12 protein-coding genes are annotated in these 12488 nt (G+C 74.8%); 8 read left to right on the top strand and 4 right to left on the bottom strand.

Going from position 1 to position 12488, the window contains the following annotated elements:
* The first annotated feature begins 26 nt into the window (after window positions 1-26).
* The gene (locus ABZ576_RS08395) at window positions 27-989 is read left to right on the top strand and encodes an alpha/beta hydrolase (RefSeq protein WP_360737468.1); all 963 of its coding nucleotides are present in this window, start codon (window positions 27-29) and stop codon (window positions 987-989) included.
* Between the two features lie 132 nt (window positions 990-1121).
* A complete protein-coding gene (locus ABZ576_RS08390) occupies window positions 1122-1931 on the top strand; it encodes a maleylpyruvate isomerase family mycothiol-dependent enzyme (protein ID WP_360737465.1) in 810 nt (269 codons plus the stop codon).
* 19 nt (window positions 1932-1950) lie between these two features.
* On the opposite strand, the gene ABZ576_RS08385 is transcribed toward ABZ576_RS08390, so the two are convergent.
* The gene (locus ABZ576_RS08385) at window positions 1951-3135 is read right to left on the bottom strand and encodes a PP2C family protein-serine/threonine phosphatase (RefSeq protein WP_360737462.1); all 1185 of its coding nucleotides are present in this window, start codon (window positions 3133-3135) and stop codon (window positions 1951-1953) included.
* A gap of 130 nt (window positions 3136-3265) precedes the next feature.
* On the opposite strand from ABZ576_RS08385, the gene ABZ576_RS08380 reads away from it, so the two are divergent.
* The 6 genes from ABZ576_RS08380 (at window position 3266) to ABZ576_RS08355 (ending at window position 10177) form a co-directional block, all read left to right on the top strand.
* On the top strand, window positions 3266-4159 hold the full coding sequence (locus ABZ576_RS08380; protein WP_360737458.1) for a hypothetical protein: 894 nt from the start codon (window positions 3266-3268) through the stop codon (window positions 4157-4159).
* Complete coding sequence (locus ABZ576_RS08375; protein ID WP_360737455.1) at window positions 4156-4860, top strand: NAD(P)-binding protein; 705 nt, start codon at window positions 4156-4158, stop codon at window positions 4858-4860. The genes ABZ576_RS08380 and ABZ576_RS08375 overlap by 4 nt, the downstream gene beginning before the upstream one ends.
* Window positions 4818-5138 (top strand): GMC oxidoreductase, encoded by a 321-nt coding sequence (locus ABZ576_RS08370; protein WP_360737452.1) that lies wholly within the window; start codon window positions 4818-4820, stop codon window positions 5136-5138. Before ABZ576_RS08375 ends, ABZ576_RS08370 begins: the two co-directional genes overlap by 43 nt.
* Before the next feature lie 314 nt (window positions 5139-5452).
* Complete coding sequence (locus ABZ576_RS08365) at window positions 5453-8065, top strand: SpoIIE family protein phosphatase (RefSeq protein WP_360737449.1); 2613 nt, start codon at window positions 5453-5455, stop codon at window positions 8063-8065.
* A gap of 133 nt (window positions 8066-8198) precedes the next feature.
* Window positions 8199-9719 carry an MFS transporter gene (locus tag ABZ576_RS08360; RefSeq protein ID WP_360737446.1) on the top strand — a complete coding sequence of 507 codons (1521 nt, stop codon included), beginning with the start codon at window positions 8199-8201 and terminating at the stop codon, window positions 9717-9719.
* A gap of 242 nt (window positions 9720-9961) precedes the next feature.
* Window positions 9962-10177: a hypothetical protein gene (locus tag ABZ576_RS08355; protein ID WP_360737443.1), complete on the top strand. Its 216-nt coding sequence runs from the start codon at window positions 9962-9964 to the stop codon at window positions 10175-10177.
* Between the two features lie 290 nt (window positions 10178-10467).
* Here ABZ576_RS08355 and ABZ576_RS08350 read toward each other — a convergent pair whose 3' ends face one another.
* From ABZ576_RS08350 to ABZ576_RS08340, 3 genes are all read right to left on the bottom strand, one after another.
* Window positions 10468-10725 (bottom strand): hypothetical protein, encoded by a 258-nt coding sequence (locus ABZ576_RS08350; RefSeq protein ID WP_360737440.1) that lies wholly within the window; start codon window positions 10723-10725, stop codon window positions 10468-10470.
* Entirely contained in the window at window positions 10722-11585 is an 864-nt protein-coding gene (locus ABZ576_RS08345; protein WP_360737437.1) for an isocitrate lyase/PEP mutase family protein, read from the bottom strand. The genes ABZ576_RS08350 and ABZ576_RS08345 overlap by 4 nt, the downstream gene beginning before the upstream one ends.
* 159 nt (window positions 11586-11744) lie before the next feature.
* Window positions 11745-12401, bottom strand: a complete 657-nt coding sequence (locus ABZ576_RS08340; protein ID WP_360737434.1) for a ThuA domain-containing protein — start codon at window positions 12399-12401, stop codon at window positions 11745-11747.
* Window positions 12402-12488: the final 87 nt, after the last annotated feature.

Genomic DNA, 12488 nt, shown 5'->3' with positions numbered 1-12488 from the left:
GGGGCTGGGCACGTACCCTCGTGCCCATGGTCGAGCACCGGATGATCGACGTGAACGGCGTGCGGCTGCACATCGCCGAGCAGGGCAGCGGGCCCCTGGTGGTGCTGCTGCACGGCTTCCCCGAGTCGTGGCACTCCTGGCACCGCCAGTTCGGCCCGCTGGCCGCCGCCGGCTTCCGCGTGGTCGCGCCCGACCAGCGGGGGTACGGGCGCAGCGACCATCCCGAGGACGTCGGCGCGTACACCATCCTGCACCTGGTCGGCGACGTCGTCGCACTGATCCGGGCGCTGGGCGAGGAGAAGGCGTACGTCGTCGGCCACGACTGGGGCGCGCCGGTCGCCTGGCACACCGCGCTGCTGCGACCGGACCTGGTGCTGGGGGTGGCCGGGCTGAGCGTCCCGCCGCCGTTCCGCGGGACGGAACCGCCGCTGGCCGCCATGGACGAGAGGTTCGGCGGCCGCTTCTACTGGAACTACTTCAACCGGCCCGGCGTGGCCGACGCCGAGTTCGCGAAGGACACGCGCAGCACGTTGCGGAGGTTCTTCTACTGGGCGTCCGCAGACGCTCCCGACGCCGGCTCGGGCCGGCAGCCGCTGGTCGACCCCGAGCGCGGCTGGCTCGCGGACATGCCGGAGCCCGAGGTGCTGCCGCGGTGGTTCACCGAGGAGGATCTCGACGCGCTCACCGAGAGTTTCTCCCGGGGCTTCACCGGGGCCCTCAACTGGTACCGCAACCTCGACCGCAACTGGGAGCTGACCGCCCCGTGGCACGGCGCCGTCGTCACCCGGCCCGCCCTGTACGTCTACGGCGACCGCGACGCCGTCCCCGCCTTCCCGGGCACGCCGGAACTCATCGAGCGGCTCCCCGAGCTGATGCCCCGCCTCCAGCGCGCGCCGGTCAGACTCGCGGGCTGCGGGCACTGGACCCAGCAGGAGCGCCCGGACGAGGTGAACGAGGCACTGGTCGCCTTCCTCCGTTCCTGCTCCTGAGGAGCGCCGGCCGGACACCGGGGGTCCTGCGCGGGCCGCGCCCGTGCGCCTTCGAGTTGCCTTCGAGCGCACTCCAGCGTCCAGACTGACCGCGACGGCATTGCGAGCCGAGAGAGAGGACGGCGGCGGCTGATGGCTACGACGAGCGGGGCGGGGCATCCCCTGCCGTACGACACCTACCGGGACGCGATCGAGCGGGAGACCGCCCGCTTCGTCGAGGCGGTGCGCGGCGCCGACCCCGCGGGCGCCGTGCCGTCCTGCCCGGACTGGACGCGGGCCGATCTCACCCGGCACGTCGGTTCGTTGCAGCGCTGGTTCTGCGCACTGCTGACCCAGCGCGTGCAGGAGCCCCCGCGCAGCCGTGACGTGGAGCTGGGGCTGCCCGAGGACACGCGGGAGTACGCCGACTGGGTGGCGGCCGGCGTGCCCGGGGTGGCGGCCGTGCTACGGGAGACCGACCCGGACGCGGCGATGTGGGCCTGGGGCGCGGACCGGCACGCGCGGTTCTGGGCGCGCCGGATGCTCTTCGAGACGCTGGTGCACCGGGTGGACGCCGAGCGTGCCGCCGGCCGGGAGCCGGACCTCGATCCCGTGCTGGCGGCGGACGGAGTCGACGAGTTCCTCGTCAACCTGCCGTACGCCGGTGTCTTCGCCCCCGGTGTGACGAAGCTGCGCGGCGACGGCGAGACCCTCGCGTTCCGGTGCGCGGGTCACGGCGGCGCGGCGGACGAGGAATGGCGGGTACGGCTGGACGCGGAGGGCTTCCGGCTGCTGCCGCCCGGCGGCGACGCGGGGGCCGGGCCGGTCACGGCGGCGGTACACGGGCGGGCCGCCGGCCTCCTGCTGCTGCTCTACGGCCGCCGGTCGTACCGGGAACCCGCCTTCGACGTCTCGGGAGATCCCACGCTCCTCGACCGCTGGTTCACCCACACGGCGTTCTGAATCGGGTGCAGCACCGGGTTCAGCCCGCCGTCGCCCCGGCCGGTGGCGGTGGCTCCGGGGCCGGCAGGCAGCGGACGGCGAGGGCCGCGATGTCGTCCTGGAGCCGGTTGCCGCTGTAGGCCATCAGGTCGTGGTGGAGCCGTTCCAGGAGCTGACGGGGCGGCAGGGAGCGCCAGGAGCCGAGGCGCTCCAGCAGGGGGTAGAAGGAGCCGTCCGCGTTCCGCGTCTCCGTGATGCCGTCCGTGTACAGCAGGAGCTGGTCGCCGGGGCGGAACGCGTAGTCGTCGACGTGGTAGGGCTCGCCGACCAGCACGCCGAGGTTGAGCGGGGGCGCCGAGCGTCCCCGGTCGAGTTCGCGCACCCCGTCGGGGCCGATGAGGACCGGGGGCGGGTGGCCGCAGTTGACGACGCGGATCAGCGGGGCCGCCAAGGGAATCTCGGCGAAGACGGCGGTGACGAACCGTTCGCCCGTCTCGCCGCCGCCCAGCAGCATGGCCCTGCGGTTCATGCTCGTCTCCACCCGGTCCGCCAGGGCGGGGAGCGCGGGTTCGTCGTGCGCCGCCTCGCGGAACGCGCCGAGCAGGGCAGCGGCGGTCTCCACCGCGAGCAGCCCCTTGCCCCGGACGTCGCCGATGAGCAGCCGTACCCCGTACCGGGTGGGGACGGCCTCGTAGAGGTCGCCGCCGATGCGCGCCTCGGCGGCGGCGGACAGGTAGAGGCTCTCCAGGTGGAGGGTGCCGATGCGGCGGGGAACGGGCCGGAGCAGGACCCGTTGGGCGATGTCGGCCACGAAGCGCACGTCGGCCAGTGTCCGTTCCCGGTGGGTGCGGTGCGCGGCGAGGATCGTGCCGAGGACGCCCACCAGGGTGGTGCAGAAGTAGGCAGCCACGTAGTGGCGGTCCCACAGATAGCCGACGGCCCGGCCGGCACAGCAGGGGGTGCCGGCCAGGACCCCTTCCATGACGACGGCGAAGACCGTGGTGCCGGCGACGACGACGGGACCGTGCGCGAAGGCGGCCACCAGGGGCAGGGCGATGAGCAGGAAGCTGACCGGCCACTCCACCGGCGTGACGGGCTCCAGCAGCAGAACGGCCACCACGTACAGGGCCGGCAGCCACCGCATCCACGCCGGAGGTGCCGGCAGCCGCGTCCGCACTCCGGCGCCGCACTCCGGATCCCGGCCGGCGGGTCCGGGCTTCGGCATACGTGGTCCTCGCACACGGACTCCTGTCCAGGAAATCGACAACACTCCAGCCTGGTGCGCCGGGTCGCGGCACGCCGGTGATTGCTCCATTCAGCGGCATGTTCCGGCGCCGGCACGGCATCTCCCTTTCGTGCCCGGCCGCACCACCCTGACCGACCCGGTGACCGGCAGCGGTGTCTGGCTGCACCACGAGGCCGTCGCCCCGTGCGACGGCGCACCCGCCCACGCGCACGGCTGGATCGCCGTGTTCCCCCCGGGCGGCCCGGTCGAGCACGCCCGCTTCGGCCCCGCCCCCTGGACGGCACCGTCCGACGGCTTCACCGCCGGGGGCACCACCGTCGCCCCCGGCCGCCTCACCGGTTCGGCCGGACCGTTCCGCTGGGCGCTCACCGAGCAGCCCCAGGGGCCGCCGCTGCACACCTTCCCGCGCTGGTCCTGGCGGCGCCCCTGGCTGCCGGCCACGCACATGCTGCCGGCCGCCCGCGCCCGCTACCGCGGGACGGTCCGCCATGCCACCGGCGAGCTGCGGCTCGTCGACGCGCCCGGCGCGAGCGCCCGCATCTACGGCCACGGCAACGCCCGCCGCTGGGCCTGGCTCCACGCCGACCTCGGCGACGGTGACGTCCTGGAGATCGTCGCCGCGGTGTCGACACGACGCGGACTCGACCGGCTGCCGCCGCTGGTGTTCCTGCGCCTGCACCGCGACGGCCGCACCTGGCCCCGGCGGGCGGAGCGGACCGCCGTGGGCTGGGCGGGCCTCGGCCGGTTCCGCGCGGACATCGGGCTTCCGCGGTGGCGGGTCGAGGGCCGCGCCGGCCTGCGCCGCATCCGGGTGACGGTGACCCAGCCCCCGGACGGGACGCTCGCCCTCGACTACACCGATCCGGACGGTTCCGCCGCGGTGTGCCGCAACAGCGAGCGGGCGGACGCGCGGGTGCGCCTGGAGCGCCGGCGGGGACGGTGGCGGCCGGAGGCGACCTGGCACCTGTCGGGCACCGCGCACGCGGAGGTCGGCGAGCGATGACCCCCTCCGACGCCCTGGCCGGGCTCGCGGCCGCCGCCCTCGCCGACGACGGGACGGCCGAGTGGACCCGGGCCGTGCCCCGGCGTGCCGCGGACCTGCTCGCCGCCATGCCGGCTCCGGCGCGGACCGCCGTACGCGGCGCGGCCGCGGCGATCGACGCCTACGCCGTGGCCCGCACCGGCAGGCGGCTGGCGGCGCTCGGCCCCGCGGAACGCGAGCGCGTCATGACGTCGCTCGCCGCGCGCCGGTCCCTGCTGCCGCTGCTGGACTCCGTCAAGGTGCCGCTCCTGCCGGCAGCCGGCACCGAGCGGATGCTGCACCTCGCGCCCACGCCCGCGGTGTCCGCCCCCGCGGACCCGCCGCTGGACTGCACGCCGTCGCGCCACTGTCCCGCGCGGTCCACCGCCGACGCCGTCGTCGTCGGATCGGGCGCCGGCGGCGCGATGGCCGCCCGGACGCTCGCCGCCGCCGGCCTGCGCGTCGTCGTGCTCGAGGAGGGGCGGCACCACTCCACCGAGTCGTTCGGCCGGCGGGCTCCGCGCGACCGCTTCATCGACCTGTACCGGGACGGCGGCGCGACCGTCGCCGCGGGCGCCCGCTGCCGCGCTGCGACCTCGCGGCGCGCGACGCGGGCCGGCTGCTGCGCGCCCAGCGGGCCATGGGGCGTCTGCTGTTCGCCGCCGGAGCCGAGGAGGTGCTGACGGGCGTCCCGCACGCCCCGCGCGCCTCCTCCCCGGCCGCACTGGAGGCCCTGCTGGACGGGGTGACCGCGCGCCACCTGCACTTCTCAGCGTTCCACCCCACGGGCACGGTGGCGGCCGGCGCCGCCCCCGAGCGGTTCCCGGCCGACCCGGAGGGCCGGCTGCGGGGCGTCCACGGCGTGCTCGTCGCCGACGGTTCCGTGCTGCCGAGCTGTCCGGAGGTCAACCCGCAACTGAGCATCATGGCCGCGGCGCTCGCCTCGCCGACCGCCTCGTGACGCGGTCCCGGTGACGGTGAGCGGCGCCCGCCCCGGCTCCCCCACCCTCCCGGGGCGGGTGCCGCTCGCCGCCCGTCACCCCGATGCCCCGGTGAAGCGGTGTGCGGTCGCCGATCGCGCAGCTCCAGTGCTAGAAAAGGTAGATGAGCGGACGTTTTCGCCGGCCCCGGGCGAGAGCGGCGCCGCCGCCCGGCACACGGTGGCCATCCGATCCGTCCCGTCGAAGCCTCTGGCCCGGACGCGGACGCCGCCTTTCGCGATCCCTGAGCGTCGGCACGCTCGCCGCCCAGGTCTTCCTGCTCCAAGTACTGATCATGCTGGTGCTGGTGGCGGTCGCGGTCGCCGCACTGGTGGTGCAGGGGCAGTACGACGCCGAGCGCAGTGCCATGGACCGCTCGCTGGCCGCCGCGGAGGCGTTCGCGCACGCCCCCGGCACGGCGCTCGCACTGCGGTCGCCGGACCCGACGGCCCGGCTCCAGCCGGCGGCGGAGCAGGCCCGCAAGGGTGCCGGCGTCGACTTCGTGTCCGTCCTGGACGCCCACGGGGTGAGGCTCACCGACCCCGATCCCGCCCTGATCGGCACGAAGGCCGAGGGCGTCGGCCGGGCCATCGGCGGGGAGACCTACACCGAGACCTTCCACGGCCGGCCGACGGACGCGGTGCGCGCGGTCGTACCCGTGACGGATGCCAGCCGGCGCGTGGTCGGCATCGTGAGCGCCGGCATCCAGTACGCCAACGTGGGGAACGTGCTGCACAAGCAGCTGCCGCTGCTGCTCGGCGCGGTGGCGGGCGCCCTCGTGCTGGCGACCGGCGGCGCGGCCCTGGTCAGCCGCCGGCTGCTCCGGCAGACCCATGGGCTCGGGCCGGTCGAGATGACCCGGATGTACGAGCACCACGACGCCGTGCTGCACGCGGTGCGCGAGGGGGTGCTGATCGTGGGCGGCGACGGCCGGGTACTCCTCGGCAACGACGAGGCACGCCGGCTGCTGGACCTGCCGGACGACGCCGACCAGCGGCACGTGACCGAGCTGGGGCTGGGTCCGGCCCTGACACGGTTGCTGGCGGCGGGCGAGGCCGCCACCGACGAGGTCATCCCGGCCGGTGACCGGCTGCTGGCGGTGAACATCCGGCCCACCGCCCCCTTCGGAGGCGCGCAGGGGCTGGTCGCCACCTTCCGTGACAGCACGGAGCTGCGGGCCCTTTCCGGGCAGGCCGAGGTGGCGCGGGGCCGGCTGGCGTTCCTGTACGAGGCGGGCGTGCGGATCGGCACCACGCTCGACGTACGCCGGACGGCGGAGGAGCTGTCCGAGGTCGCGGTCCCGCGCATGGCCGACTTCGTCACCGTGGAACTCCTCGACTCGGTGCTGCGCGGCGAGGAGCCGACGAGCGCGGTGCGCGAGATGCGCCGGACCGCGCTGCGCGCGGCACGGGGCGGGCACACCCTCCAGCCGGTGGGCGATGTGATCCGCTTCGTGATGGCCGACACGCCGATGGTGGTGGCGCTGCACCGGGGCAAGGCCGTCCTGGTGCCGGACCTGAACACGGCCCAGGACTGGCGGGCGCAGGACCCGGAGGGGGCCCGGCGGGCCCTGGCGTACGGCATCCACTCGCTGATCACGGTGCCGCTGCGGGCTCGCGGGGTGGTCCTCGGCATGGCCAACTTCTGGCGTGCCACGGGCTCCCCCCGCTACGAGGAGGAGGACGTCGCCGTCGCCGAGGAGCTGGTGGCGCGGGCCGCCGTCGCGATCGACAACGCGCGCCGGTACGACCGCGAGCACGCGATGGCCGTGACGCTCCAGCGCAACCTGCTCCCGCTCGGCCTGCCGGAGCAGGACGCGCTGGAGGTCGCCTCGCGCTACCTGCCGGCGCAGTCCGGTGTGGGCGGCGACTGGTTCGACGTCATCCCGCTGCCCGGGTTCCGGGTGGCGCTCGTCGTCGGGGACATCGTGGGGCACGGGCTCCAGGCCGCGGTGACCATGGGGCGGCTGCGCACGGCCGTACTGAACTTCTCCTCCCTGGACCTGGCCCCGGACGAACTGCTCGGGCACCTCGACGAGATGGTGACCCGGCTGGACACGCAGAGCGCGACCGCCGGTGACGACCGGGTGCCGCTCACCGGTGCCACCTGCCTCTACGCCATCTACGATCCGGTCGGCGGGCACTGCACCGTCTCCCGCGCCGGACATCTCGCCCCGGCCGTGGTGGACCCGCAGGGCCGGGTGACCTTCCCCGACCTCCCGCTGTCGCCGCCCCTGGGAGTGGGCGGGCACCCCTTCGAGGCCGGCGAGCTGGAGCTGCCCGAGGGCAGCCGGCTCGTCCTGTTCACCGACGGTCTGATCGAGCACCGCGGGCGGGACGTGGACGAGGGGCTGGCGATGCTCTCCGCGACCATCGCCGACGCCGGCCTGACACCGGAGGAGACGTGCCGCCTCCTGGTGGACAGGATGCTGCCCGAGCACCCCGGCGACGACGTGGCGCTGCTGGTGGCCCGGACCCGGCTGCTGCACCCCTCGTGCGTCGCGGCGTGGGACGTACCGTTCGACGTGGAGGCCGTCCCCCGGGTGCGCGGCGAGGTGAGCCGGCGGCTCGCCGCGTGGGAGCTGGAGCAGACGGCGTTCGCCACGGAACTGATCCTCAGCGAACTGCTGACCAACGCGATCCGCTACGGCGCCCCGCCCGTCCGGGTCCGGCTGCTGCTGGGGCGCACCCTGGTCTGCGAGGTGTCGGACGGCAGCAACACCTCCCCGCGGCTGCGCCGTGCCGCCACCACCGACGAGGGAGGCCGCGGGCTGTTCCTCGTCTCCCAGTTCGCGGACATCTGGGGGGTCCGCTACGCGTCGCGGGGCAAGGTCATCTGGGCCGAGCAGACCCTGGACCGGGCACCGGAACCGGATGTGTCGGCCCTGTTCGACATGATGGATTTCTGACCCCGGCCGCCCCGCTCGCCGGTGGCACGCCCGGCGCGGGGACGGGAGGCGGCCGGCGGGAGACCGGGGCATGTGTGCCGGGGCCCGGCGGGGGAACCTGGTCGCGGGTGTGGACCTGGTGAGAGGAGCCCGGGTGGAAGCGTCGACGTCGGCGGCGGGCGGCCGTAACCCGGGCGGCGGCCAGGACGCCGGTTACGAGCCGGACCCGCAGCGGTGGCGCGCACTGTGGGTCACCCTGGTGGCCGGTTTCATGAGCCTGCTCGACGTGACGATCGTCGCCGTGGCCCTGCCGACCATCCAGCGCGATCTGCACGCCTCCCCCGCCGAGGTGCAGTGGGTGGTCTCCGGATACGCCCTGACCTTCGCCCTCGCCCTCGTCACCGCCGGCCGCCTCGGCGACGCGCTGGACCGGCGCCGTATCTTCCTGCTGGCCCTGAGCGGCTTCGTGCTCTTCAGCGCGGCCTGCGGAGCTGCCCCGGACATCACGCTCCTGGTGGTGGCCCGCCTCGCCCAGGGGCTGGCGGCCGGCTTCATGGCCCCGCAGAATTCCGCGCTCATCCAGCAGATGTTCCGCGGCGCCGAACGCGGTCGCGCCTTCGGCTTCTTCGGCGCCACCGTCGGCATCTCCTCCGCCGCCGGACCCCTCACCGGCGGCGCCGTCCTCGCCCTCGCCTCCGGCGACCAGGGCTGGCGGTGGATCTTCTACGTCAACCTGCCCATCGGCATCCTCGCCGTCCTGCTCGGCCGGCGCCTGCTGCCCCGCACCCGGCCGTCCGGCCGGGGCCGCGTGGATCTGCCCGGCATCCTGCTCCTGGGCCTCGGCGTCCTCGCGCTCATGTACCCGATGGTCCAGGCGGACTCCGGCGGTCTGCGCCGGCTGTGGTGGCTCTTCCTCGCCGGGGCCGCGCTCCTCGCCGCCTTCACGTGGTGGCAGCGTCGCCTGGTGGCCCGCGACGCCCAGCCGCTCCTCGACCCGCGCCTGTTCACCACGGTGCGCGGCTACGCCGTCGGCGCCGGCATCGGCACCCTGTACTTCATCGGCTTCAGCGGTGTCTGGCTGGTCTTCGCCCTCTTCTACCAGCGCGGACTCGGCTTCTCCCCGCTGCGGTCGGGCCTCGCCGTGACCCCTTTCGCGCTCGGCTCGGCGAGCGCGGCCGTGGTGGCCGGCCGGCTGGTGGAGAGGTTCGGCCGACTGCTCACCGTGTGCGGCCTGACGGGTGTGATCGCCGGCCTCGGCGGCACCGCGCTGCTGCTCCGCTTCGCGCCCCCGCACATCGCGCCCTGGGTCGCCGCCCCGGTGCTGTTCCTCGGCGGCATCGGCGGCGGTTTCGTGGTCTCCCCCAACATCACCATGACGCTGCGGGACGTGCCGGTGCGCATGGCGGGTGCGGCGGGCGGCGCCCTGCAGACCGGGCAACGGCTGGGCGCCGCCCTGGGGACCGCCGCATTGCCCGGCCTCTTCTACCTGGTGCTCGGCAGGAACGGCGACTACCGCGGCGCCCTCTTCACCGCGATGTGCGCCGCCCTCGCCGGGATGGCGGCGTCCCTGGCCCTGGCGACGCTCGACTGGCAGCGCGACCGGCGGACGCGCCGCCCGGGCCACAGGTGCCCGGACGAGGTCGCCAACGACCCGGTACACGCCCGGCAGACCTGACGGCCGCCTCGCGGAGCCCGGCCACGCCAGGCAGGCCCGACGGCCGCGGCGCGCGGCTCCCGGCAGTCGGCGTACGACGGACCCGCCCGGTGAGTGACGGGGCGGGGGCGGGCGTGGTCGCCCGCGTGCTCGTGCGGCGGGGCCATCAGAGTGGTCCCGGGCCGTGTCGGGAGGCCGACGCGTGCGCGGTTGGCCATGCTGGGCCGAGAGCGGCCCCCTGAGCGGCGACGGAGGAGCACTGCATGCCGACGGACCCGGTTGAACGTTTCCTGGCGGCGCTGGACCCCGACCACCGGCAGGCCCTCGGCGCCAGGCCGCGCGAGGAGCAGGAACGTCTCGCGGCGGCCTGGGAACGGGAACTCGAAGCCGACGACGAGCTGGACATCCTGGACGAGCTGTCCCCGCCGGCGGCGGAGGCGGAGGCGGCCCGCCGGGTCCTGGAACGCGAAGGCGACTAGGCCGTGTCTTTCGGATCAGCCCGACTCCGGGGTGCGGTTCGTTGGTGGTGCCGGTGAGCGGGGCTTGGTGCGTGCAGCTGCAAGGCGGAGGAGGGAGTCGACGCGGCGCGTCGGCGACCGACGACAACGCGGCAGATGTGCGTGCCAAGCCCCGCGGCCCCGGGGTGATCCGAAAGACACGGCCTAGGCGCCGGGGGAACCAGGCGGCACGGCGACGGCCGGGCACGTCCCGCACGGGGTGCCCGGCCGTCGTTTCGGTCCGCGGGTCCGCCGGTGGCGGAGCGGCTCCCTCAGTCCTCCCCGTCCTGGTCGGCGGAGGGGAAGAGCGCCTCCACGACATCGACGGCGCTGCCGTCGTGGTCGCTTCCGGCGGTGCCGCTGCCGTTCTGGACGTTGCCGGCGCGGTCGACCTCCAGCCAGGAGTCGGCGTGGGAGTTGTCGATCACCGTGATCAGGCTCTCGGACGCCACGGCGGGTGCGGCACAGACCCCGAGGAGCGTGACGGCGACCGCCGCGGCCACGCCGAGCCGGGGCACGGCACCGGTCACACGCCCACGCCCTCGGGGGCGAGCCGGTCCCGGGCGATGTTGCGCTCCAGCAGGTCGGTCGACGCCTTCACGCCGATCCCGCTGGCGGGGTCCACCTCCGGCAGCCGGCCGTCGGCCGCCTTCAGGCCGGCCAGCGCGGAGTCCATCGCCTCGTGCGCGGCGAACAGGCACGGGGTGCTGTAGATGGCGACGTCCACGCCCAGTTCGGACAGCTCGCCCAGGGAGAGGCGGGGCGACTTGCCGCCGGCGATCTGGTTGAACAGCAGCGGCTTGTCCCCGACGACCTCCCGGATCCGCTTGATCCACTCGACGCTGCGGACCCCGTCGACCAGCACCACGTCGGCGTCGGTGGCCGCCAGCCGCTCGGCGCGGTGCAGGATGTCGTGCTCGTCGGTGGCGTCCGTACGGGCGACGACGACCAGGTCCTTGCGGGTTTCGAGCACCTTGTGGAGCTTCTCCAGGTACTCCTCCAGGGGCAGTACCTGCTTGCCGTCCGCGTGGCCGCAGCGGCGGGGCCGCTTCTGGTCCTCCAGGATCACCCCGGAGGCGCCGATGCGCTCCAGCCCCTCGACGACGTGACAGGCGACCTCGGGGTCGACGTACCCGTCGTCGATGTCCACCAGCAGGTGGTGGTGCGGGAAGGCGCCCCGCAGCCGCTGGACGAAGGCCACCATGTCGGGCCAGGCGATGAATCCGATGTCCGGCAGTCCGTAGTACGACGCAGCGAATCCGAAGCCCGAGACGAACATCCCGTCGTAGTGCTTGGCCGCGATCGACGCGGAGTACATGTCGTACACGCCGATCAGCGGTGTGGTCCCGGGCCCGGCGATGCGCTCGCGCAGCTTCTTACCGTAAGTCAAGGTCCGGCTCCTTGTGTGGGTGGGTGACGCGGGGCGGGAATGGCCGACCGCGTCTCGACGCCCTTTGCCAAGACAAGAGCATGTCTAGATAGTCGCGTGACCTTGTGCGGATGCCAGCTTTACTCACCCCAATGGCGGAACCGGTTCACCGCAGAAACGTCACTCGGAGAGCCGGCCCGCCCAGGTGAGGCCCCCGTCCAGGTGAGCCAGGAAGGCCGGATCGCGATAGGCGTCGGCCGCGTGGCCGAGAGCCGTGTAGAACACCCGTCCGCCTTCCGGGCCTTCCTCGCGGCACCAGGCCAGCGGATGGTCCGCCCCCATCCCGCCACCGGCGTACGACGTCTCGTCGGCGCGCAGCAGCACCCGGGCCCGGCCGCCGGGAACGTGGTCGAAGTCGTACCACTCGTCGGTGAACTCCCACACGGCCGGCAGCCGGCGGGTGGCGGGGTGTCCCGGGTCCGCGACGAGGACCCGGCCCGGCTGGTACGCGGGGTGCCGGGTGAAGCGGGCGCCGAGGAGCGCGCCGTAGTACGGCCACCCGTACTCGGTGCAGGCCGCCGCGTGCACCCCGGCGAAGCCTCCGCCCGCCCCGGTGTACCGCCGCAGCCGCTCGCGTCCGGCCGGGGTCAGCACGTCTCCGCTGGTGGAGAGGAACAGCACGACCGCGAACCCGTCCAGGGGCCGTTCCAGGTCCGCGGGGTCCTCGGTGTGCTCGACGGCGAACCGGCCGAGCGCCCGGACCGCGGCGACGGCGTCCGGGATCGAGTCGTGGCGGTAGTCGGCGGTACGCGTGTACAGCAGCAGGCGGGGAGGCATGTCAGGGGACTCCGGGCTCGGTTCGGGTGCGGGCTGCGGTGGCACGGCTCACGGCGCCGGATGCGGCCGGGGCCGGGCCCGATCCGC

The sequence above is a fragment of the Streptomyces sp. NPDC013455 genome, assembly GCF_040632975.1.
GTDB lineage: Bacteria > Actinomycetota > Actinomycetes > Streptomycetales > Streptomycetaceae > Streptomyces.
This window is presented reverse-complemented; position numbering and strand designations above follow the sequence as displayed.